The following is a 21,429-nucleotide window of genomic DNA, read 5'->3' as shown; positions in this document are numbered from 1 at the left end:
GCGGCAGCAACCGCCGTCGGGCCGTGCTGGCGAAGATCAATACGATCACCGGCCGGGTCCGCCACCGCCGTGCGGACTTCTGCGCCCAGACCGCCCACGCACTGACCACCGCGAACGCGCTGGTGGCGCTGGAAGACCTCCGCACGAGGAACATGACCACCTCGGCACGGGGCACCGTCGAGCAACCCGGCCGGGGCGTCCGCGCCAAGGCCGGACTCAACCGGGCCATCCTCGACAAGGGCTGGCACCTGCTCGAACGCGCGCTGCGCAACGCTGCGCGTACCACCGGCACCCGCGTGGTGCTGGTGAACCCCGCGTACACGTCGCAGACCTGCAACGCCTGCGGGCATGTGGATCCGAAGAGCCGTGAGAGCCAAGCGGTCTTCGGGTGCACGGCCTGCGGGCACGGGGACCATGCCGACGTGAACGCCGCGAAGAACATCCTCAACGCCGCAGGGCATGCGGTGTCAGGGCGTGGAGACCTCGCCACGAGGCGGTCCGTGAAGCGCCAACCACCGGCGACGCGCGCACGCATGGGGCGAAGTTCCCACGCGGCACGTACGGCCGGAATCCCCGTGCTTTAGCGCGGGGAGGAAGTCAACTGGGTGAGATTCCCTACGTCGAAGCGGTTGAGCAGATGGGCAGCTGGGTCCGACAGCGTCAAGAGGGGTTGGTTGCGGATCGGCTGGTACTGCTCACTCATCCCCCAGTGATCACCTACAGTGCCCGGACACCGCGTCATGAACTGCCTGCGCGAACCGGGATTCCTCTGGTGGAGGTGGACAGGGGTGGTCAGGCGACCTACCACGGACCGGGACAGCTGATCGGCTACCTGGTGATCAATCTCCGTGAGCGCGGCCCCGGGGACATCGTGCGCTGGCTGGAGCACGGCTTGGTCAGTGCCCTGGACTCGCTGGGTCTGCAGGCCGTTCGACGCGACACCCCGCCCAGGCCCAGAGTTTGGTCGGGGTCTGGACGCCGGAGCACAAGAAGGTCGCCTCGATCGGCATGAGGATACGTGGCGGCGTGACGAGCCACGGGTTCGCTCTGAACATCGCACCGGACCTGGCGGCGTTCTCGGCGTTCACGGCCTGCGGGCTGCCCGAGGTGGCAATGACCTCGCTTGCGGAAATGGCCGCTGCTACGGCCAGGCCCGCCCCTGCCGAAGGAGCGGTGCGCGAGGCCGTAGCCGCGGCGCTCGGGGCAGTTTGACGACCTGGTGCGCCGGGGCTCGCCTCTCTGTCGCCAAGGCAGTTGTACGCGTCCTCAGCCCGGGAGGGCCGGGAGGCGGTCCAGCGTGATGCCGAAGCGGGTGCGGTAGGCGGCGAGGGCCTCGTCGTCGGTGAGGGTCCGTTCGGTGCGCTCGCCGGCCGGGGTGGTGGTGATCAGGCGGTTGCCGCTGATGGTCACCCGGCCGCCATCCGCGGTGAGCAGCGAGCAGGCCGTCGAGCGGGTGAAGTGGGAGTCCGGCGAGGTGGCCTGCCACCAGCAGGTCGGGGCGAAGTCGGCGAGCCGGTACGGGCGCAGACCCAGACGGTACTGCGGTGCGCCGTCCATCAGGACGTCCAGGTCGTCGTGCTCGCCGACCGGGACGAGGGTGAACGCGCCCTCGGCGTCGGCCTGTTCGCCTCGCTCGTCCAGGCGCAGCGGGCTGCGGCTGAAGCGGCCGAAGCCGACGTCGACCAGCCACGGCTCGTCGAGGTCCACCCGCAGTGCGAGGTGGTCGAACGGCGGGCCGAGCCGCTCGCCGTCGTGGACGCGGGCGGCCAGCAGGCTCACCCGGTAGCCGAGCGAGGTGAGCAACTCGGCGAAGACGCCGTTGAGTTCGTAGCAGAAGCCGCCCCGTCGGCCGGTCACGACCTTCGTCAGCAGGGCGCCGGGGTCGAGGTCGACGCGTTCGCCGAGGTGGATGCTCAGGTTCTCGAACGGGACGGCGCGCAGGTGCGCGAGCTGGAGCCGGGCGAGGGCCTCCGGGGAGGGTGCGCCGGGGTCGGGGAGGGCGATGCGGTCGAGGTAGGCGGTCCGCTGGGCGGTGGTGAGTCCGGGGTACGGCTGCTCGGGATGTGGCGCGTGATCCATCCGGCCATTCCATCCGGGCGCGGGCCGGGGTGCCATCGGCTTTTGGTCCTACGTCCCGGGCCGACCGTTCCCGGGCCGACCGTTCCGGGGGGCGGCCGTTCCGGGGCTGCTGTTCCGGGGCTGCTGTTCCGGGGCTGCTGTTCCGCTGCGGCCGTTCCGGGGGCGGCCGCGCCGTCCTCGGACGATGCCCCCGCACTGCCCTTCCGGCCCTCGCGGGGGCTGCGCCGAGGCCCTAGTCTCGGGGCCTCGGGCCGGGCAACCACGTGGAAGGGCCGGGGAGCGTGCGAAAGACCGTGACACACTCGATGCCGCCGGTACCCCAGGCCGCACCGAGCAGGCACAGCCGGAACGCGGCCCCCGCGCCCTCCCCCGGGAGGGCGCCGCTCCCCGCCGAACTCGCCGCCCTCCAGCGGACGGTGGGCAACGCGGCCGTGACGCGCCGGCTTCAGCGCCAGGAGGCTCCCGGGGCCAGGGAGCAGGCGCGGCGCGACGCCGCCGACCCCACCGCGCACGGCGAGTGGGGCACGTTCCGCGACGACATGGCCCGGGCGGGCTTCTCCGCGGACGTCACGGAGATCGCCTGGCAGCTCGTCCTCGGCGGCATCGCCGAACAGGGACAGCTCAACGACGAGGCCACGGCACGGTTCACCGAACGCCAGGACCAGCGCGACCACCGCGCCTCGAACAGCTGGTACCAGGAGCTGGTGAAGGTCGTCGGCGACTACCTGGAGATCGACACGCCGACGCTGGCCCTGTGGTCGGGCGGCCGGGAGGTCAGCGACTACGCCCTCGCCAAGGGCCACACCCCGCTGGAGTCCACCGCCTTCGGCGGCGTGGTCGACAAGCTGACCCTCACCTCGGACTGGAAGCTCAAGACGCCGATGTGGAACGTCCTGTCCAAGGCCTTCGTGAGCCGCGCCCGCGGCCCCGTCCACATCTTCCTGCGGGCGTACGACCCCGACAGCGTCCTCATCGCGCAGGAGGTACCGCAACTGCGCGTGGTCATGGCGCTCGACCCCGCGGTGCGGCTCGTCTGGCACCCCGTGTACGCGGCGGCCGACGGGAGGCTGACGGAGATCACCAGGGACCTCGAACCGGCCTCCGATGCCCCCTGCTCCACCCGGGACGGGTGCGTGCGGATCCTCTACGACTACCTGCGCCTGCGCCACGACCCGGCCAACACCCACTCCGAGCGCGCCCACGCGGAGATGAGCGCCCGCCTCGCTGCCAACGTCAACCCCCGGTAGCGCCGGGCGGGGCCGGGCGCTGCCCGTGGCGGTGTCGCCGTCGGGAAGCCGTCGAGGTCGGAGCCGGTGCCCTCCGGGCGGGCCGTCGTTTTCCGGCCGCCCGGCCGGGAGCGGATCGGCACCCGGGGCGAATCAGTAGGCTCAGCCGGACCGGTACCGAAGTGGGGAGAACGATGACCGAATCGAGGGAACACCGCGGCTGGATAGGCCGGTTGTTCGGTGGCCGCCGTGCGCACGCCGGGCACGGCGCACCCGTCCGGCCCGTCGAGGAGGACCCGCGGGCGTGGACGCGTCCCGGGGAGCTGGTGGACCTGTCCGCCCTGCCCCCGCGGCTGGCCGAGGACATGGTCGGCACCGCGGCGGCGATCGACGCGGCCGACCAGGCGCGCTACCGCGGCGACCGGGCGGAGGCGAAGCGGCTGCTGCGCGGCGCGGTCACGTCGGAGGTCGACCCCTACCGCCAGCTGGCCGAGGAGCGGCTCGGGGTGATGCTGTCCGACGACGGCGAGGTCGAGGAGGCCGTGGCGCTGTGGCTGCGCTCGGCCGCGGGGCCGGATCCCGAACTGCGCCGGGCCGTCGCGGTCTACCTGGGCTCCATCCCGTTCGCCGACGCCGGTTTCCTGGTGAACGCCGTCCCGGCGACCGTGCTGGCTCTGCTTCCCGAGGCCTGGGGCTTCGGGCGCCTGGGCGCCGCGGTGTACGAGGCCTCGGCCCACCGGCACCGGGGGGCCGGCCCCGAGGTGCGCCGCCAGCTGCTGGCGCTCGACGCCCTCCGGTACGGGGACGGCAAGCTGGCGGCGCGGTTCGAGGCCGTGGAGGTGGCGGACGAGCGCTTCCCGCGCCGGCGCGCCGAGTGGGCCAGCGGCGCCCAACTGGGCGGCTGCCGCTGGAGCGTGGCGGGCCACGGGAAGGGGGTGTCGGCGGTCGCCGTGGGCCCGGTCGCGGTGGACGGCGCCACGGTCGTGGTCAGCGGCGGGGACGACGGCGCCGTGCGGCTGTGGGACCTGGCCACCGGCGAGCCGGTCGGCGAGCCGATGACCGGCCACGCCGGGCCGGTCCACGCCGTGGCGACGGCCGAACTGGACGGCCGGGCGGTGGCGGTGTCCGCCGGGACCGACGAGGACGTACGGGTCTGGGACCTGACGACGCGCCGGCTCCTGCACCCGCCGCTGGCCGGGCACACCGGCTGGGTGACCTCGGTGGCCACGGCGACGGTGCGCGGCCGTACGGTGGCCGTCACCTGCGGCGACGACCGGAGCGTGCGGGTCTGGGACCTGGCCACCGGCGAGCCGGTCGGCAAGCCGATGCGCGAGCCGGCCGGTTCCGCCGCTGCCCACCGGGACAGGCCGGCGGCGATGACCACGACGGTGTTCGGCCGCCGGCCCGTGGCGGTGACCGCGGACTTCGGGGGGACGCTGCGGGTGTGGGACCTCGCGAAGGGGCGCCGGCTGCGGGCACCGCTGGCCACCGGGACCGGCTCGGTGCAGGCGCTGGCCGCGCTGGTGGTCGACGGCCACCAGGCCGTGGCCGTCGGCGGTCCGGACGGCACGACCACCCTGTGGGACCTGGTGACGGGCCGGCAGCTGGACGAGCGCCTCGTCGCCGCCGGCGAGTGGCCGCAGACGGTGGCGGCAGCGGACACCGGGGCCGGGGCTGCGGTGGTCACCTGCGACGAGTCCGGCCTGGTGCGGCTGTGGGACCCGGCCACCGGACGGCAGCTCGCCCAGGCCTTCGCCGGGCCCCACGGCCGGACCCGGGCGCTGGCCGCGACCGTGACGGAGGACGGGCGGCCGGTGGTGCTCGTCGGTGCCGACGACGGCAGGGTGCACCGCTGGGACCCGGCCGTCGACGGCCGGTCCGTGGGCGACCCGCTGCCCGGGCACGGTGCCGAGCTGACCGCCGCGGCGACGGTCGAGGTCGACGGCACCGCACTGGTGGTCAGCACCGCCTGGGACGACTCGGCACGCCTGTGGGACCTGGCCACCGGCGCCGAGGCGGGCACCCCCTTCACCGACCACCGGGAGCCGGTGAAGGCGATGGCGACGGCGGTGGTCGAGGACCGGCCCGTGGTGGTCACCATCGGGCCGTACGACAAGGTGGCCCGGCTGTGGGATCCGGCCACCGGAAGCCCGGTGGGTTCACCGCTGGTCCACGACAGCGACGTGGAGGCCGTGGCGACGACGGTGCTCGCCGGCCGGCCGGTCGCCGTCACCGGGGACACGGACGGCCTCGTCCGGATCTGGGACCTCGCCACCGGGGAGGTCCTCCACGGGCCCCTGGCCGGGCACGGCGACAGCGTGACCTCGGTGGCCACGGCGGTGGTCGACGGCCGGCCGGTCGCCGTCACCGCGGACGAGGGGACGGTGCGGGTGTGGGAGCTCGCCTCCGGCGCTCCGGTCGGCGAGCCGATCGGGCTCCCGGGCGCCTCGCCGCGCGGCGACGACGACGTGCAGGAGCCGGAGGACGCGGAGGAACCGGACGACGAGGAGGACGGGCCGGGCATCGAGGCAATGGCGACGGCGGTGGTCGACGGCCGCCCGGTCGTGGCGGCGGGCAGCGACGACGGCCTGGTGCACGTCTGGGACCTGACCACCCGCGCCCTGGTCGGCCCGCCCCTGCGCGCCGCCGACGACGACGTCACCGCGATGATCGTCGCACAGGTCTCGGGCCGTCCGGCCCTCGTCACCGGCGGCGGGGACGGCACCGTACGGACCTGGGACCTGGCCACGCTCGCCCAGGTCGGTCCCGACCTGGTGCTGCCGCTGCGCATCGGCGCGCTGGCCGCGGGCCCGGCGGACCGGCTGGTGGTCGGGTTCGGCTGGGAGGTCGCGGTGTTCCGGCTGGTGGAGTCCGCCGACGCGCCCTCGGCCTGACGGGCCGGCGGGAACGCGAGGGCCCGGCCCGTCCGGGCCGGGCCCTCGGCCGGGGCGGGGAGCGTCACACGGCGAGGTGCTCCAGCGTGAACAGGGTCGCCCCAGCGGTCACGGAAAAGAAACCGAGGCGTGCGTACGGAGTGCAAGGGCATCCTTGTCGGTGCTTCGGGTGCGCCGCTATCCGAGTTTCCCAGGCGGTGTTCGGCCCCTCGACCGTCCGAAGGCAGCCCGACGGCCGCCCGAACGTCCCTTCCGGTGCTGGTGGTTGACGATGCGGGCGGAGGTCAGGCCGACAGGTGGGAGGCCACCAGGGTGGCGAACTCCTCGGGGGTGAGGATGCGGATACCGAGTTCCTCCGCCTTGGCGCGCTTGGAGCCGGCCTTCTCGCCCGCGACCAGCAGGGTGGTGCGCTTGGAGACCGAGGAGGAGGCCTTGCCTCCGGCGCGTTCGATCAGTTCGTTCATCTGGTTGCGGGAGAGGTCGGCGAGGGCGCCGGTCATGCTGCCGGTGACGACGACGGCCTCGCCGGCGAGCGGGCCGCCGTCCCCGCCGGTGTCGCCGGTACCGCTCTCCCCCGCCGCCGTGGCGGTGGCGGCCGGGGCCGTGACGGCGGTGCCCACGCCGAGGGCGGCGAGGCGGTCCAGCAGCGGGGCGAGGTCGGCGAGTTCGGCGGCGACGACGCGGGCCTTCTCGGTGCCGATGCCGTCGACACCGGCCAGGCTCTCGGCGTCGGCGGCCCGGATCGCCGCCATGCCGCCGAAGTGCGCGGCGATCCGGCGGGACATGGTCCGTCCGGTGCCCCGGATGCCGAGGGCGCAGAAGACCCGGTTGAGCGGCTGGGTGCGGGCGGCGGCGATCGCGGCGAGCAGGTTGTCGGCGCTGGTCTCCCCCATCCGTTCCAGGGTGAGCAGCTGCTCGCGGGTGAGGGTGAACAGGTCGGCCAGGTCGGCGACCAGGCCGGCTTCGACGAGCTGGACGGCGCGGGTGCCGCCGAGGCCCTCGATGTCGAGCTGGTCGCGGCCGGCCGCGTAGAGGACCGAGGCGACGGCCTGGCAGTTGCGGCCGCGTATACAGCGCCAGCGCTGTTCGGTGGTGTCGATGGCGTCGCCGCAGCGCGGGCACGCCTCGGGGAAGGCGATCGGCTGCTCGGCCCCGGTGCGGGCGTCGAGCACCGGGGCCTCCACCCGGGGGATCACGTCGCCGGCCCGGTAGACGAAGACCTGGTCGCCGATCATCAGCCCGCGCCGTTCGATGTCGGCGGGGTTGTGCAGGGTCGCGAAGGTGACGGTGACGCCGTCGATCACCACCGGTTCCAGCACCGCGCGCGGGGCGATGATCCCGGTGCGCCCGACGTTCCACTCGACCCCGAGCAGCCGGGTGACCTTGTGCTGGGCGGCCAGTTTGCGGGCCACCGCCCAGCGCGGCGCGCGCGAGCCGGAGCCGGCCTCGGCCCGGTCGGCGGCCAGGTCGGCCTTGACCACCACGCCGTCGATCCCGAACGGCAGCTCGGCTCGCAGCGCGGCGATCTCCTCGATGCGCTGCTGGACCTCCGTGGTGCCCGCGCAGTGCTGCGGGCGGGCGGCGGTGGTGGCGGCGGTGTTGGCGCCGAGGGCGGCGAGGTGTTCCAGGAGGGCGCTGTGGGCGAGGTCCTCGGGGCCGATGGCGTCGTAGGCGAAGAAGGTCAGCTCGATCCGGTAGGGGCGGTCCTTGGCCCGCAGGGTGCCGGCGGCGCCGTTGCGCGGGTTGGCGAAGGGGGTGGCGCCGTGGTCGGCGCGCACCCGGTTGGCGTGCTCGAACTGGTCCTGGGTGAGCAGGACTTCGCCGCGCAGTTCGATGTCGGCGGGCTCGGTCAGTTCGGCGGGCAGGCCGAGGATGGCGTCGGCGGCGTGGGTGATGTCCTCGCCGGCGAGGCCGTCGCCGCGGGTGATCACCTGCTGCAGGCGCCCGGCGCGGTAGCGGGCGGCGATGGCGAGGCCGTCGAGTTTGGGCTCCACGCACCAGGCGGCGACGGGCCGGCCCAGGCGCCGTTCCAGCCCGGCGGCCCAGGACTCCAGTTCCTCGGCGGAGAACACGTTGTCCAGCGAGAGCATCGGCACGCTGTGCGGGACGTCGCCGGTCACGGCGCCGCCGGCCACCTTTCCGGTCGGCGAGTCGGGCAGCGCCTGGCCGGGGTGGGCGCTCTCGTAGGCGGCGATGGACCGCAGCAGGGCGTCGTACTCGTCGTCCCCGAGCGGGGTGGAGCCGTCGGCGTAGTACGCGGCGGCGGCCTGGACGGCGGTGGCGACGGCGTCGGCGTACGCGGACGGGGAGGCCAGCGGAGCGGCGGTGTCGATCATGCGGGAATCATGACGGTCGGCACTGACAAAGCCTTGCATCGAGAGGGCCCGGTGCGAATATCCGGCGGCGGGTTGTCACCCGGGGCTCGGGAAGACGATGCGGATGGTCAGTCCGCCGTCCGGATTCGCCTCGGCGTCGGTGCGGGCCTGGTGGGCGCGGGCGATCGAAGCGACGATGGACAGGCCCAGGCCGGCGCCCTCGCCGGGGGCGTGCCGGCGCTCCTCCAGGCGCCGGAAGGGCTCGAAGAGATACGGGACGGTCTCCGGCGGCACATGGGGGCCGCTGTTGTCGACCTCCAGCGCCCGACCGTGCACGGTGACCGTGACGTGGCCGCCGTCGTGGTTGTACCGGAGGGCGTTGCCGACGAGGTTGCGCACGAGGTGCACCAGCAGCACCGGGTCGCCCTGCACCGTCACGGGCGTGGTCCGGGACCGGACGGTGATGCCGTGGCCGCGGGCCTGCTGCGAGACGGCGTACTCGGCGGTGATGGAACGGACGAGCTCGTCCAGGGCGACCGGTTCGCGGTGGTCCAGGCCCTGATCGGAGACGGAGAGCAGCAGCAGGCCTTCGATGAGCCGTTCGCTGCTGTCGGCGACCTCGATGAGCTTGCGCCGGATGCGCGCGACGGCCTCCGGGTCGGAGGTGGCCAGCCCGATCTCCGCCGCCGCCCGCTGCACTGCCAGCGACGTGCGCAGCTCGTGCGCGGCGTTGGCGGCGAACCGTTTCTGCGCGCCGACCAGGTGCTCCATGCGGTCGAGCATGTCGTCGAAGGTGTCGGCGAGTTGCTTGAGCTCGCCCGCGGGGGCTTCGAGGGCGATGCGCTCGTGGAGGTTCTCCCCGGACAGTCGCCGGGCGGTACGGGTGATCACCCCCACTGGGCGCAGCACCCGTCCGGCCATCCACCACGCCAGCGCGACGGAGACGATGGCGAAGACGGCCAGGGTGACCAGTGAGACGGTCAACAGCCGGTTCTGGGCGGCCTGTTCAGCGGCCTGTGTGAACACCGTGATGGTCTCGGAGGCTCCCTGGTCGCGTTGAGCGGGGACGGGCCCCGGAACTACGCGTCCGGCGGAGACGTAGAGGGAGGGATCAGAGCCCTCGGGGATATCGGCCGGAGACCGTGCCACGGCTGTACGGATGGTGGTGTACAGGTCTTGGGTCACGAGAAAGTTGATCAGGCCGATGAGCATGGCTCCGGCCAGTACGAGCAGCCCGCCGTAGAGTGCCGTCAGCCGGACCCGTTCGCCGCCGGGCAGCCGCATGCGCCGTGTGCGTGGTGTGGACGGCCGGTTCACGTGGCTCCACTGATGCGGTAGCCGTGGCCGGGCACGGTGTCGATGACCTGGGGTTCACCCAGCTTGGCGCGGAGTTTGCTGAGGGTGACCCGGACGGCGTTGGCGCGGTAGCCGCTGTTCTCCTCCCAGACCTGCTCGATCAGGTCGTCGCCGCTGACGACCGCGCCCTCGGCGCGCATCAGCACTTCCAGCACCCCGAATTCCTTGCGGGACAGTGCGAGGTAGCGGCCGTCGCGGAGGGCCTGGCGGCGGGCCGTGTCCAGGGTGACGCCCGCCCGTTCGATCACGGGCGGCAGGGCGGGCCGGGTGCGGCGGCCCAGGGCCAGGACGCGGGCGAGCAGTTCCGCGTAGGCGAAGGGCTTGGAGAGGTAGTCGTCCGCGCCCAGGCCGAGACCTTCGACGCGCTCGCTGACGGAACCGGCGGCGGTGAGCATCAGCACCCGGGTCAGCAGGCGCGCTTCGACGACGTGTCGGCATATCTCGTCGCCGTGCAGGCCGGGCAGGTCGCGGTCGAGGATGAGCACGTCGTAGTCGCCCAGGCGCAGCCGGTCCAGCGCCTCCCAGCCGTCGTAGGCGACGTCGGCGGTGAGGGCGTCGCGCCGCAGTCCCTCGGCGATCATGTCCGCCAGGAATTCCTCGTCCTCCACGATCAGTACACGCATGACATCCATGTGTACCTGATGCGACATTTCGTCGGTGTAAGCGCTTTCGCTAAGAGAGACGAAATGCGGGCTTGTGTCAGCCTCCTTCCGTCGGCCATCGGGTCTCGGATACGGAGGAATTCCATGGGGAGCGTCAAGCACGGCATGGCGGCTGCGTTCGTCGCGGGTCTGGCGTTGTTCGCTGTCGGCTGCACCGGAGGTGGTGTGGATTCCGGCAAGGGCAGCAGTGCTCAGGGCTCGGGCGCGTCCGGTAAGGGCACGAAGGAGGACGACGGCTACAAGTACCGCCAGTGTCTGCGTGACAACGGTGTGGAGGTGCAGGAGCCGGAGGGCAATCACGCCGCAGGCGTCCAGGTCAGGGACGAGAAGGTGTTCAAGAAGGCGCAGGAGGCCTGCAAGGACCTGCCCGGTGCCGCAAAGGAAATGAGCCAGGAAGAGCAGGCGAAGGCCCTCGACAAGGCCGTCGGGTTCGCGAAGTGCATGCGTGAGCAGGGTATCGACATGCCGGACCCGGAGATGAAGGACGGTCGGCTGACCGGCCAGGTGGGAGCCGGCGCCAATGTGAGCCAGGACAAGATGGAGAAGGCCCAGAAGGCGTGCAATGAGCAGAACGGTGAGTGAGCGCAGGCGTCCCGGAAAGCACGTGATCGCCTCGCTGGTCGTGGCGGGCGCACTGGTGAGCGGGGCAGCGGCCGTCTCGGTGAGCGGTGACGACACCAGGGGCCAGGAGCGGCGCACGGACGGCCTGCCGCAGAAGACCGACACGGTGAAGCGGCAGGATCTGAGCAGCCGCACCCGGGTGGACGGAACCCTCGGCTACTCCGAGGAGCGCAAGCTCAACGGCGGCGCCGAGGGCACCCTCACCTGGCTCCCGGACAACGGCGCGGTGATCAAGCAGAACGAGGCGCTCTACGAGGCCGACGGCGGCAAGGTCTGGCTGCTGTACGGCGAGCGGCCCGTGTACCGGACGCTGAAGGCCGGGGACAAGGGGCCGGACGTCCGGCAGCTGAAGCAGAACCTCCGCGCCCTCGGCTACGGGGCGGGCCTGACCGTCGACGAGGAGTTCACCTCCGGCACGGCGGAGGCGCTCAAACGCTGGCAGAAGTCCCACGGCCTGCAGCAGACCGGTGAGACGGGCCCGGACCAGATCGCCTTCACACCGAGCTCGGTGCGGGTCAAGAAGAAGGAGGCGGCCGTCGGCGACCGGACGGGCCCGGGCCGCCCGGTGCTGACCGTCACCGGGGCCGAGCGCGAGGTACAGATCAAGCTCGACGTCTCCGATGCCGGGCTCGCCGAGCCCGGTACCGGTGTGGAGATCAACCTTCCCGGCGGTGACAAGGCCAAGGGAAAGGTCGCCTCCGTCGACCGCAGTGCCGGTTCGGATGAGAAGGACCAGGGCGGCGGCGGGCAGGATCAGTCCGCCAAGGTCACTGCACGGGTGACCTTCGACGATCCGTCGCAGGTCAAGGGCATCGACCAGGCCCCGGTCACCGTCGAGCTCAAGGGCGAGACGCACGAGAACGTACTGACCGTCCCGGTCAACGCGCTGCTCGCCCTGCCCGCCGGCGGCTTCGGCGTCCAGGTCGTGGAAGAGGGGAAGGCCCGCGAAATTCCCGTCAAGCTCGGCCTGTTCGGGCAGGGAAGGGTCGAGGTCAGCGGATCCGGTCTCACGGAAGGCATGAAGGTCGGAGTGCCCAACACATGACCAACGTCGTCGAACTGAACCAGGTCACCAAGGAGTACCCGGGCGGGGTCGCGGCGCTGCGCGGGGTGGATCTGCGCATCGAACGCAAGGAGCTGCTCGCCATCGTCGGCCCCTCCGGTTCGGGCAAGTCCACCCTCCTGCACATCGTCGGCACCCTGGACCGCCCCACCGCCGGCACCGTCGCCATCGCGGGCCACGACATCGCGGCCCTCTCCGACCGTCGGCTGTCCGCACTGCGCGCCCGGCACATCGGCTTCGTCTTCCAGTCCTTCCACCTCGTGGCCGGGGTCAGCGCCCGGGACAACGTCGCCGAGGGCCTGCTCTACTCCGGCCTGACGCGGGCCGAGCGCCGCAAGCGTGCAGCCGCCGCCCTGGAACGTGTCGGGCTCGGGGACCGGATGCACCACCGCCCGCACGAGCTGTCCGGCGGACAGCGACAGCGGGTGGCCATCGCCAGGGCGGTGGTGGGCGAGCCGGACCTACTGCTGGCGGACGAGCCCACCGGCGCCCTGGACTCCGCCTCCGGCGAAGCCGTCATGCAGCTGCTGCACGACCTCAACGCCGACGGAGCCACCATCGCGGTGATCACCCACGACAGCGGGATCGCCGACGCCCTGCCGCGCCAGGTCCGCATCCGCGACGGCCGGGTCGTCGAGGACACGCACACCAGAGCGCCGGAGTCGGCAGAAGGCGGGGAACAATGCCACGCGACCGACTGACCCCCGCCCGCCTCGGCCCCCGCGACGTCCTCCACGTCGGTTCGGCGGGTCTGCGCTCCCGGCCGATGCGCGTCGTGCTGTCCGCACTGGGCATCGCCATCGGCATCGCCACGATGATCGCGGTGGTCGGCATCTCCGCCTCCAGTAAGGCCCAACTGCTCCAGCAGCTCGACAAGCTGGGCACCAACATGCTGAAGGTCGCCCCCGGCGAGGACCTGTTCAGCGGTAAAGCGGCCCAGCTGCCCGAGGAGGCACCGGGCATGATCGGCCGCATCCCCGGCGTCGAACACGTCGGCGCGACCGGAGACCTGAAACCGACCGTGCGGCGCAGCGAAAAGATCTCCAGGAGCGACACCTCCGGTCTCTCCGTGAAAGCCGCCGGCGAGGATCTGCTGAAGGCTCTGCGCGGCACGATCGGTGCGGGCACCTGGCTCAACGAAGCGAACGGACGCTACCCCTCGGTGGTGCTCGGAAGCGTCGCCGCCGAACGCCTGGGCATCACCGGACCCGGTCAGCAAGTCTTCATCGGCAGCCAGTACTTCACGGTCATCGGCATCCTCGACCCGATTCCGCTGGCGCCCGAGATCGAACGGTCCGCGCTGGTGGGCTGGCAGGCCGCGAGCACACTCCTGGACTTCGACGGCCACCCCACCCAGATCTACGAACGCTCCTCGGACGCCTCCGTCGAGTCGGTCCGCGGGCTCCTCGCACGCACCGCCGACCCGCAGAATCCGCAGAACGTCAAGGTCTCCAACCCGTCCGCAGCCCTTCAGGCCAAGGCCGCGACCGAGGGCGCATTCGACAGTCTGCTGCTCGGACTGGGCGGCGTGGCACTGTTGGTCGGTGGCGTCGGGGTGGCCAACACCATGATCATCTCAGTGCTGGAGCGCCGTCACGAGATCGGCCTGCGCCGCTCCCTGGGCGCCACCCGCGGACAGATCCGCATCCAGTTCGTCACCGAGTCCCTGTTGCTCTCCGGACTCGGCGGCCTGGCCGGCGTGGTGCTGGGCTCGGCAGCCACGTACGCGTTCGCCGCCTCGGGCGGCATGCCCTGGGTGATCCCTCCGTGGGCGGTCGGCGGCGGCTTCGCCGCCACCCTGCTCATCGGGTCGGTGGCGGGACTGTACCCGGCAGTCCGTGCTGCCCGGCTCTCACCGACCCTCGCTCTTCAGTCGGGGTAGGAGAAAAGATCACGGCGGCCGGCACCGACAGAGCCTTGCGGGGACGTCAGACCAGCCGGGCCGTGGTGGGGGTGTCGGTGCCGTCGCGGCGGGCCTGGCCGGGGGTGTGGCCGGTGCCGAGGACGCGGCCGTCGGCGAGGGCGAGCCAGGTGCCCGGGGGTGTGCCGTCGGGGACGGGGGCGGCGAGGGCGGCGGCGGGTTCGGTGCCGGATGGGGCCGGGAGCGGAAGCCGGCGGCCCTCGCGCCACTGGGCGGTGGTCCGTTCACCACCCGAGCGGCGCCGCCGGTACAGGTGCTGGGCGACGATCAGCGGGCCCAGGGCGGTGAGCAGCGGGAATCCGGTGGTGAGCCGGCCGAGGGCGAAGCAGGCACTGACGGCGCTGGTGGTCAGCAGGCCGGCGAGGGCGGCGCAGGCGGCCGCGGTGCGTCCGTGGGCCTTGGCGGCGACCAGCGGACAGAGGACGGGCAGTAGTCAGGCGTTCCAGGTCTTTCGGGCGTATTCGCCAGGGGTATCCACGGCCGGGGGTATCCACGAAGGAGCCCTGATGATCGGTTTCCCCTCGTACGGGCCGCCGACCGCCCGGGTCTGCGGGGCGCAGGACGCGGGGTGGAGGGTTGCGCTCAGCCCGCGAGGGTCTTGTTCAGGGCGTCGAGGCCGTCGGCGTAGATGCCGGTGAACAGGTCGACGACTTCCTGTTCGGTGGCGTTGACGGGGTTGAAGCGGCCGGACCACTGGACCTCGGCAAGGTCGTCGCGGCCGGGGACGGTGTGGACGCGCAGGGTGGAGGCGTAGCCGTCGACCGGGAACGGGGCCTGGAGGATGGCGTAGCTGTAGTGCCGCTCGGCCTCGTTGAAGTCGACGAGGCGCTCGACGATGACCTCGCCCTCGGGGTTCTTCAGGCTGCGGACGCGGCCGCCTTCGGACGCGGTGCTCTCGGGGATGTAGGGGAGCCAGTCGGGCAGGGCGTCGAAGCCGCCGATGAGGCTCCAGACCTTGTCGGGCGAGACGGGGACGATGCGGCTGACGGAGGTGGAGGCCATGATCGATTCTCCTGTACTGCGGCGAGGGTGTGGGGGCGTGGGGGTGTGGGGCTGCGGTGGGGGCGGGGGTTCAGGCGCCGTTGGGCAGCGGGGCGGCCGGGCTGACGAGGCCGGCGGCGCGCAGCTCCTGCCAGAACGCGGCCGGGACGGTCTCGTTCAGTGCGGCGAGGTCCTCGGCGATGCGGCTGGGCTTGGTGGCGCCGGGGATGACGGCGGCGGTCGCCGGGTGGGCGAGGGAGAACTGGAGGGCGGCGGCCTTGATGGACACGCCGTGCTTGTCGGCGAGGGCCTTCAGGCGGGCGACCTTCTCGATGATCTCCGGCGGGGCGGCCTGGTACTCGAAGTGGGTGCCGCCGGCGAGGATGCCGGAGCTGTAGGGGCCGCCGACGACCATGTCGACGCCCTGCTCCTGCGCCATGGGCAGCAGGCGCTGCAGTGCGTGGTCGTGGTCGAGCAGGGTGTAGCGGCCGGCCAGGAGGAAGCCGTCGGGCCGGGGCTCGTCCAGGGCCAGGGTGAGCTCGATCGGCTCGGTCTTGTTGACGCCCAGGCCCCAGGCCTTGATGACGCCCTCGTCGCGCAGGCGGGACAGGACGCGGAAGGCGCCGGTGCGGGCCTCCTCGAACTTGGCCAGCCACTGGTCGCCGTGGAAGTCCTGGGCGATGTCGTGGACCCAGACGATGTCCAGGCGGTCGGTGCCCAGGCGCCTGAGGCTGTCCTCGATGGAGCGCTCGGTGGCCTCGGCGGTCCACACGTGGAGCATCCTGTTCGGGTTGCCGTGCTCGAACAGGCCGCCCTTCTCGCCGAGGTCGCGGTCGCCCTCCTCCGGCTCGTCGAGGATGACGCGCCCGACCTTGGTCGACAGCACGTAGGCGTCGCGGGGCTTGGTGGAGAGCACCTCGCCCAGGCGCTCCTCGGCGAGGCCGGCGCCGTAGAAGGGGGCGGTGTCGTAGTAGCGGATGCCGTGCTCCCAGGCCGCCTCGACGGTGGCCAGGGCCTCGACGTCGGGGATCGCGCGGAACATGTTGCCGAGGGGAGCGGTGCCGAAGCCGAGCTTGCCGGGAAGGATTTCCTTGAGGGACATGTCAGTGCCTTTGCGGAGCAGGCGGGCGCCCGTGGGGAGGGGGTGCCCGCCGGGGGTTGCGCCTGAACCGAGTGATCGATGCAGGCGCGCCTTACATGCAGAAACAATAGTTGCATGCGCTGGGCAATGCAAGGGGTGGGCCGTTCCTTGGGCGGCGCCACCCGGGCGGGCCACCCTTCGCGGGATCCGTCGGCCGCCCTTCGCGGGATTCGTAGGCCGCCCTTCGCGGGATCTGTCGGCGGCCCTTCGTAGGATCCGCCTCATGAGCATTGTCACGCAGTATCTCCGCCTGAACCAACGGGAGTTGGAGCGGGCAGCCCGGGAGCCGGACTGGATCTCGGCCTTCGCCGACGAGGTGGCCGAGCAGGAGTCCGAGCGGCCGGTCAGCCCCTCGGAGCGCCGGACCCACAACACCGGCAAGGCCTGGGACGCGCTGCGCTTCCTGTTCGAACGGCGGGCCTTCCCGGTCGACCTCGCCCACGGCGGGGAGGAGCTGCCCGGGGCCGACGACTGGGGCTACGGGCCGCCCCGGGTGCTCACGCCGGAGCAGGTCCGGCTCGCCGCCGACGCGCTCGCGGACCTCCCCTTCCCCGCTCTGCTCGGCGACACCACCGCGGCCGACCTCGTCCGGGCGGACGTCTACCCGACCGGCCTCTGGGAGGACGACCCGGACCTGCCCTACCTCCAGGCGCACCATGCGGCCCTCACCGCGTTCGTCCGCACCACCGCTCGCTACCGGCACGGGCTCCTCGTCTGGTCCGCCTGAGTCCCGCAAGGCCCCGGCAGCGGACCCGGGCGGGCGGCGGGGACGGCGGCAGGAGGGGCGAGGCCCGGCGCCCCTCCCCCGCCTGCGCGCCGTCCGGGTCAGGAGGTGGTGAAGGCGACCTGGTCGACGGTCCAGAAGGCGCTGTTGGTGCCGGTGTAGCGGAACTGGAAGCGGGCGGTGGTGGCGCCGGCAGGGACGGTGACGGGGAGGTTCTCGACGGTGTCGAGGTCGCTGCGGTAGGACTTCACCAGCTGCGGGGCGCCGTTGTCGAAGACCACGTAGACGTCGCCGGTCTGCGGCCCGTCGATCTTGTAGTTCGTCGCGAAGGACAGCACGCCGCGGCTCGCGCCGGAGACCGGGTAGGCGGGGCCGACCAGGGTGGAGTCGAACTGGCCGGCGCCGTGCGCCTTGTCGTCCCACTCGTCGGAGTCCGCGACGGCGAACACGTTGCGGGCGCGCACGTTGGTCTCGCGGGACTGGCCGAGCTGGGCGGCGGTCCAGAACTCGTCGGTGGCGAAGGTCCAGCCGCGCCACTCGGTGACGCCGCCGCCGGGCATGCGGGAGTTGTCGATGCTCCAGCCGGCCGGCGGGGTGTGGGTCCAGCCCTTCACCGCGGCCGGGATGCCGCTCTCGTCGGTACGGGCCTGCAGGCTCGGGCGCAGCACGTCGAAGGCGTCGGGGACGATCTCGTCGATCGGGCGGCCGTCGAGCTTCCAGGCCGGGTCGACGAGGGCGCCCTCGTGCTTGAGGACGGTGGGGGCGATGTCGACCGGCTTGACGTCGTAACGGCGTGAGCCGGGGGTGTAGCCGGTGCCGTTGGCGATCAGGAAGGTCTGGCGCTCGTTGGCGCTGTTGCCGCCGTGGCCGCCGGCGTCGGTGTGGCCGTGGTCGGTGGTGACGATGATCAGCCAGTCCTCCGAGGCGTACGTGGGGCGGGACGTGACGGCCTGGAGGACCTGGCCGACGAGGGTGTCGGCGGAGTGGAGGGCGGTCAGGTAGTCGGCGCTGGCGCCGCCGTGGTCGTGGCCGGCCTCGTCGACCTGGTCGAAGTGCAGGAAGGTGGTGTCGGGGTTGCCGTGGGAGAGGTAGTCGACGGCGTCGGCGGCGGTCTTGGTGTCGTTCTCGCTCTCCTGGACGCGCAGGTCGGCGCGGCCGTTGAAGACGTTGCCGGCGATGGGGTTCCAGGAGCCGATCACCAGGGTGGAGTTGCCGGGGTCGGCGTTCTCCAGGCGGGTGGCGAAGTCGGGGTAGGCGTCGAAGCGGGAGCTGGTGAAGCTGTTGTCCTTCACCTGGTGCTTGTCGGGCCACACGCCGGTGGCGATGGTCGACCAGCCGGGGCCGGAGAGGGTGGGGGCCATCGGGTTGGCGTAGAGGTTGCCGGTGGCGGTCATGCCGCCGGCCATCAGGGCCTTGAGGTTGGGGGCGTCGGCGGTGAGCAGCTTGTCGTAGCGGGTGCCGTCGACGCCGATGACCAGGGTCTTGGCCTGCTTGGTGCCGTTCGGCAGGCCGTTGTACGAGCCGGCGGCGGTCGCGGCTGAGGCCGCGCCGGACAGCGGGATCAGCGCGGCAACGGTGGTGGCGACCGTGACGGCGGCGAGGGCGGCGGTGCGGGTGGCGGTGCGGGTGGAGCGGGAGGTGCGCAACGGAGGTCTCCCAACCGGTCGTCAGTGCGGTGCAGTTGCACCGGGAGTGAGGATGGGTCGGGCGGGCGAGGGCCGACTCTCCGTGAATCCACGGTTGTATGAACAACCGCCGAAATTCAGACCAGACCCGTTACCAGTCCGTGATTTTGCATCTGAGGCGGCCGCCCGGCCCGGACGGCGCTCGATAGGCTTGAGCGGTGAATCACCCCATCCCCCGGGCCGGCCCCGAAGCCGCCCGCGCCGGCGTCCCCGAGCACGGCCGGGTGCCCAAGTACTACCTGGTCAAGGCCCGCCTGGAGGAGCTGATCGCCGAACTGGGCCCGGGCGGGCGGCTGCCCACCGAGGCCGATCTGGCGCAGCGTCACGGCGTCGCCCGGGCCACCGTGCGCCAGGCGCTGCGCGAGCTGCTGCTGGAGGGCCGGCTGCGCCGGCAGGGCCGGGGCACGGTCGTGGCCGGGCCGAAGATCGAGCAGCCGCTGTCCCTGAGCAGCTACACCGAGGGCGTCTCGCGCCAGGGCCTGCGTCCGGGCCGCACCCTGATCACCCTGGAGCGGCTGCCCGCCGACGCGGCGATGGCCCGGCTCCTGGAGGTCCCCGAGGGCGAGCCGCTGTGGCACCTGGAGCGGGTGCTGCGCGCAAACGAGGAACGCGTCGGACTGGAGTCCACGTACGTACCGGTCGCCCGGGTGCCCGCGCTGGCACGGGACTTCGACCCCGAGGGGTCCTTCTACGGCTACCTGCGCGAGCAGGGGGTGCGGATCGGCGCCGCCGACGAGCGGATCGAGACGGTGCCGGCCACCCCGCGCGAGGCCCTGCTGATCGGCACCCCGCCGGCGCTGCCGATGCTGCTGCTGCACCGCCGCAGCCTGGATTCCGCAGGACGCCCGCTGGAGCAGGTGCGCAGCCTCTACCGCGGCGACCGGTTCAGTTTCACCCTCGCCCTCGGCGCCCCAAACGCCGACCGGCCCCAGGAGGACTGACGCCGGCACCGGCGGCCGTGGGGGCGGCCGCCGGTGCCGGGGCGTCGACGGTTCGTCAGCAGGTGCCGACGCGGCCGGACTGCGAGGACCAGACCGGCACCCAGGGGCTGCCGTTGTCGTGCGGTCGGTAGACGACGATGTTGGCGTCGTTCTGCATGCGCACCCAGTTGGCGCTGGGGTTGCAGCCGAAGCCGCTGCCGGTGGCCCACTTGGCGTTCTTGAAGGTGTCGTAGACGACGAAGTTGCCGTCGTACTGCATGATCGCCTTGCCCGCGGCACCGAAGGTGGCGGTGTTCCACAGCGCGGTGCCGTAGCGGTCGTACTCCACGAGGTTGCCGTCGCTCTGGTAGGTCAGCCGGTAGGCGCCGTTGGCGGAGACGAGCGAGTCGCCGGGCAGCAGGCAGCTGCCCCAGTTCATGTGGTCCCAGCCGCTCGGGTTGCGCGAGCAGTTCCACTCGCTGTTGACGTCGGCGGAGGCGCTGGTGGCGGTCGTCAGCCCGGTGAGCGAGGCCAGTGCCAGTGCGGCGCCGGCGAAGGCGAGAGCGCGCTTGGTCGTGCCGGTGTTCCTCATCGTTCCCCTCTTTCTGCTGCGGCGCGGCTCCTGGCCGGCCGCGGCACGGTGTCGTTGACGGCCGCGCGGGCCCGGAGGCCGAGGGCCCGCCCGGCGGTCGCGCGATGGGAGTGGAGCCCCTCGGCCCCTGTGTTCATGTCAACGGGCGGTGCGCGGCGGCCGGTTCACCGGGGTTCCCGCAGCCTGCGCCCGGACCCGGGCCCGGGCGCAGGTCACCGGGCCTGACCTTGTAGGTTTTGGTGTCACCGGCTGCAAGGAGTCGGTGACACCTGGTGGGGAAGGGGAGCCCGGCCGGGCAGGGAGGGGACGGAACCCGGCAGGGAAGGGCGGACAGTGGCCACGAGCACGGAGAGCGTGTTCCGCAGCGAGGGTGTACCCGTGAAGGAACGGTTCGACTGCTGGCGGGAGTTGGTCAGCCGCACCCGGGACAGCGAGGTGACCAGCGTCCACTGCGACGACTTCCGGGCGGAGATGCGGCGCCTGGAACTGGGCCCGGTGACTCTCCTGCGGAGCTCCTTCCTGCCGACCCGCTTCCATCGCACCGCACGCCGGGTGCGGCGCTCGGACCCGGAGGTGTTCCACCTCACCCTGCTGCTCGACGGCGGTTTCGCCCTGACCCGCGACGCCGGGCGCACCGAGACCTTCGGGCCCGGCAACCTGCACATGCTCGACAGTTCCCACCCGTTCGACCTGCGGGCCTTCGGCTCCCGCGCCGCCCGGTCCCCCGCGGACCTGCGGATCGAAGCCGTCGGTGTCGACTTCCCCACCGCCCTGCTGCCGCTGCCGCCGCACCGGCTGGAGGACCTGCTGGGCCGCGGCTTCTCCTCCCGGGAGGGCAGCTGCGCGCTGCTCTCGGACTTCCTCCTCAGCCTCGACCGGCAGGCCGCCGTCCTGGGCCCCGTCGAGACCCCCCGCCTGGGCGGCGTCGTGGTCGACCTGGTGGCCGCCTGGCTCGCCCGGGAACTGGACGCCGAGGCCGCCGTGCCCGACGACACCCGGCAGCGGGCCCTGGTCGAGAACGTCCGGGCCTTCATCGGACGCAACCTGCACGACCCCGACCTGACGCCCGCCGCGATCGCCGCCGCCCACCACATCTCCGTCAGCTATCTGCACCGCCTGTTCACCCGGCAGTCCGACGGCGAGACCGTCGCCGCCTTCATCCGCCGCCGCCGGCTGGAGCGGGCCGGCCGCGACCTGGCCGACCCCGCGCTGCGCGCCCTGCCCGTCCACGCCGTCGCCACCCGCTGCG

Annotated in this window: 20 protein-coding genes; 12 read left to right on the top strand and 8 right to left on the bottom strand. The window is 72.6% G+C overall.

Annotated features, from left to right (window positions below; translation table 11 throughout):
• From KS423_RS14425 to KS423_RS14420, 3 genes are all read left to right on the top strand, one after another.
• A partial coding sequence (locus KS423_RS14425; RefSeq protein WP_224279142.1) for an RNA-guided endonuclease TnpB family protein occupies positions 1 to 584 on the top strand: 584 nt, incomplete at its 5' end.
• Between the two features lie 53 nt (positions 585 to 637).
• Entirely contained in the window at positions 638 to 1,012 is a 375-nt protein-coding gene (locus KS423_RS48480; RefSeq protein ID WP_374119952.1) for a hypothetical protein, read from the top strand.
• Positions 961 to 1,212 carry a hypothetical protein gene (locus tag KS423_RS14420; RefSeq protein ID WP_224279139.1) on the top strand — a complete coding sequence of 84 codons (252 nt, stop codon included), beginning with the start codon at positions 961 to 963 and terminating at the stop codon, positions 1,210 to 1,212. The genes KS423_RS48480 and KS423_RS14420 overlap by 52 nt, the downstream gene beginning before the upstream one ends.
• A gap of 54 nt (positions 1,213 to 1,266) precedes the next feature.
• On the opposite strand, the gene KS423_RS14415 is transcribed toward KS423_RS14420, so the two are convergent.
• Complete coding sequence (locus KS423_RS14415; protein ID WP_224279137.1) at positions 1,267 to 2,079, bottom strand: arylamine N-acetyltransferase; 813 nt, start codon at positions 2,077 to 2,079, stop codon at positions 1,267 to 1,269.
• A gap of 305 nt (positions 2,080 to 2,384) precedes the next feature.
• Between KS423_RS14415 and KS423_RS14410 the strand changes: the two genes are divergently transcribed.
• Positions 2,385 to 3,326 carry a hypothetical protein gene (locus tag KS423_RS14410; RefSeq protein WP_224279135.1) on the top strand — a complete coding sequence of 314 codons (942 nt, stop codon included), beginning with the start codon at positions 2,385 to 2,387 and terminating at the stop codon, positions 3,324 to 3,326.
• A 173-nt stretch (positions 3,327 to 3,499) separates the two neighbouring features.
• Positions 3,500 to 6,199 carry a WD40 repeat domain-containing protein gene (locus KS423_RS47345; protein WP_263454850.1) on the top strand — a complete coding sequence of 900 codons (2,700 nt, stop codon included), beginning with the start codon at positions 3,500 to 3,502 and terminating at the stop codon, positions 6,197 to 6,199.
• A gap of 284 nt (positions 6,200 to 6,483) precedes the next feature.
• Here KS423_RS47345 and ligA read toward each other — a convergent pair whose 3' ends face one another.
• From ligA to KS423_RS14385, 3 genes are all read right to left on the bottom strand, one after another.
• Positions 6,484 to 8,535, bottom strand: a complete 2,052-nt coding sequence (gene ligA, locus KS423_RS14395; protein WP_224279133.1) for an NAD-dependent DNA ligase LigA — start codon at positions 8,533 to 8,535, stop codon at positions 6,484 to 6,486.
• A 75-nt stretch (positions 8,536 to 8,610) separates the two neighbouring features.
• Entirely contained in the window at positions 8,611 to 9,798 is a 1,188-nt protein-coding gene (locus KS423_RS14390; RefSeq protein WP_224279131.1) for a cell wall metabolism sensor histidine kinase WalK, read from the bottom strand.
• A gap of 29 nt (positions 9,799 to 9,827) precedes the next feature.
• Positions 9,828 to 10,493 carry a response regulator transcription factor gene (locus KS423_RS14385; protein WP_224279129.1) on the bottom strand — a complete coding sequence of 222 codons (666 nt, stop codon included), beginning with the start codon at positions 10,491 to 10,493 and terminating at the stop codon, positions 9,828 to 9,830.
• A gap of 123 nt (positions 10,494 to 10,616) precedes the next feature.
• On the opposite strand from KS423_RS14385, the gene KS423_RS14380 reads away from it, so the two are divergent.
• From KS423_RS14380 to KS423_RS14365, 4 genes are read left to right on the top strand one after another with little or no spacing between them, the layout of a single operon-like run.
• Complete coding sequence (locus KS423_RS14380; RefSeq protein ID WP_224279127.1) at positions 10,617 to 11,114, top strand: hypothetical protein; 498 nt, start codon at positions 10,617 to 10,619, stop codon at positions 11,112 to 11,114.
• Entirely contained in the window at positions 11,107 to 12,198 is a 1,092-nt protein-coding gene (locus KS423_RS14375; protein ID WP_224279125.1) for a peptidoglycan-binding protein, read from the top strand. The genes KS423_RS14380 and KS423_RS14375 overlap by 8 nt, the downstream gene beginning before the upstream one ends.
• On the top strand, positions 12,195 to 12,917 hold the full coding sequence (locus KS423_RS14370; RefSeq protein ID WP_224279123.1) for an ABC transporter ATP-binding protein: 723 nt from the start codon (positions 12,195 to 12,197) through the stop codon (positions 12,915 to 12,917). Before KS423_RS14375 ends, KS423_RS14370 begins: the two co-directional genes overlap by 4 nt.
• A complete protein-coding gene (locus tag KS423_RS14365; RefSeq protein ID WP_224279121.1) occupies positions 12,899 to 14,098 on the top strand; it encodes an ABC transporter permease in 1,200 nt (399 codons plus the stop codon). The genes KS423_RS14370 and KS423_RS14365 overlap by 19 nt, the downstream gene beginning before the upstream one ends.
• A 621-nt stretch (positions 14,099 to 14,719) precedes the next feature.
• Here the strand turns inward: KS423_RS14365 and KS423_RS14360 are convergent.
• Entirely contained in the window at positions 14,720 to 15,139 is a 420-nt protein-coding gene (locus KS423_RS14360) for an SRPBCC family protein (RefSeq protein ID WP_224279119.1), read from the bottom strand.
• A 70-nt stretch (positions 15,140 to 15,209) separates the two neighbouring features.
• The gene (locus KS423_RS14355; RefSeq protein ID WP_224279116.1) at positions 15,210 to 16,220 is read right to left on the bottom strand and encodes an aldo/keto reductase; all 1,011 of its coding nucleotides are present in this window, start codon (positions 16,218 to 16,220) and stop codon (positions 15,210 to 15,212) included.
• Positions 16,221 to 16,482: 262 nt separating this feature from the next.
• On the opposite strand from KS423_RS14355, the gene KS423_RS14350 reads away from it, so the two are divergent.
• Positions 16,483 to 16,986 carry a YfbM family protein gene (locus KS423_RS14350; RefSeq protein ID WP_224279114.1) on the top strand — a complete coding sequence of 168 codons (504 nt, stop codon included), beginning with the start codon at positions 16,483 to 16,485 and terminating at the stop codon, positions 16,984 to 16,986.
• 98 nt (positions 16,987 to 17,084) lie between these two features.
• On the opposite strand, the gene KS423_RS14345 is transcribed toward KS423_RS14350, so the two are convergent.
• Positions 17,085 to 18,629 carry an alkaline phosphatase family protein gene (locus tag KS423_RS14345; protein ID WP_224279112.1) on the bottom strand — a complete coding sequence of 515 codons (1,545 nt, stop codon included), beginning with the start codon at positions 18,627 to 18,629 and terminating at the stop codon, positions 17,085 to 17,087.
• Positions 18,630 to 18,826: 197 nt separating this feature from the next.
• On the opposite strand from KS423_RS14345, the gene KS423_RS14340 reads away from it, so the two are divergent.
• Positions 18,827 to 19,609 (top strand): GntR family transcriptional regulator, encoded by a 783-nt coding sequence (locus KS423_RS14340; protein ID WP_224279110.1) that lies wholly within the window; start codon positions 18,827 to 18,829, stop codon positions 19,607 to 19,609.
• A gap of 55 nt (positions 19,610 to 19,664) precedes the next feature.
• Here the strand turns inward: KS423_RS14340 and KS423_RS14335 are convergent, their stop codons facing one another.
• The gene (locus KS423_RS14335; RefSeq protein ID WP_224279108.1) at positions 19,665 to 20,180 is read right to left on the bottom strand and encodes a hypothetical protein; all 516 of its coding nucleotides are present in this window, start codon (positions 20,178 to 20,180) and stop codon (positions 19,665 to 19,667) included.
• Positions 20,181 to 20,558: 378 nt separating this feature from the next.
• Between KS423_RS14335 and KS423_RS14330 the strand changes: the two genes are divergently transcribed.
• Positions 20,559 to 21,429, top strand: an 871-nt coding sequence (locus KS423_RS14330; protein ID WP_224279106.1) for an AraC family transcriptional regulator, incomplete at its 3' end; no start/stop codon positions are given.

The organism is Streptomyces sp. LS1784 (assembly GCF_020103755.1).
Taxonomy (GTDB): domain Bacteria; phylum Actinomycetota; class Actinomycetes; order Streptomycetales; family Streptomycetaceae; genus Kitasatospora.
Note: the sequence above shows the minus strand (reverse complement) of the source record. Positions and strands in the feature narration are given on the sequence as shown.

Coding starts and splice junctions, on each gene's coding strand:
- KS423_RS14385 (WP_224279129.1), bottom strand. CDS start 10,493: ATGCGTGTACTGATCGTGGAGGACGAGGAATTCCTGGCGGACATGATC.
- KS423_RS14360 (WP_224279119.1), bottom strand. CDS start 15,139: ATGGCCTCCACCTCCGTCAGCCGCATCGTCCCCGTCTCGCCCGACAAG.
- KS423_RS14380 (WP_224279127.1), top strand. CDS start 10,617: ATGGGGAGCGTCAAGCACGGCATGGCGGCTGCGTTCGTCGCGGGTCTG.
- ligA (WP_224279133.1), bottom strand. CDS start 8,535: ATGATCGACACCGCCGCTCCGCTGGCCTCCCCGTCCGCGTACGCCGAC.
- KS423_RS14370 (WP_224279123.1), top strand. CDS start 12,195: ATGACCAACGTCGTCGAACTGAACCAGGTCACCAAGGAGTACCCGGGC.
- KS423_RS14365 (WP_224279121.1), top strand. CDS start 12,899: ATGCCACGCGACCGACTGACCCCCGCCCGCCTCGGCCCCCGCGACGTC.
- KS423_RS14335 (WP_224279108.1), bottom strand. CDS start 20,180: ATGAGGAACACCGGCACGACCAAGCGCGCTCTCGCCTTCGCCGGCGCC.
- KS423_RS14390 (WP_224279131.1), bottom strand. CDS start 9,798: ATGCGGCTGCCCGGCGGCGAACGGGTCCGGCTGACGGCACTCTACGGC.
- KS423_RS47345 (WP_263454850.1), top strand. CDS start 3,500: ATGACCGAATCGAGGGAACACCGCGGCTGGATAGGCCGGTTGTTCGGT.
- KS423_RS14355 (WP_224279116.1), bottom strand. CDS start 16,220: ATGTCCCTCAAGGAAATCCTTCCCGGCAAGCTCGGCTTCGGCACCGCT.
- KS423_RS48480 (WP_374119952.1), top strand. CDS start 638: ATGGGCAGCTGGGTCCGACAGCGTCAAGAGGGGTTGGTTGCGGATCGG.
- KS423_RS14415 (WP_224279137.1), bottom strand. CDS start 2,079: ATGGATCACGCGCCACATCCCGAGCAGCCGTACCCCGGACTCACCACC.
- KS423_RS14410 (WP_224279135.1), top strand. CDS start 2,385: ATGCCGCCGGTACCCCAGGCCGCACCGAGCAGGCACAGCCGGAACGCG.
- KS423_RS14350 (WP_224279114.1), top strand. CDS start 16,483: ATGAGCATTGTCACGCAGTATCTCCGCCTGAACCAACGGGAGTTGGAG.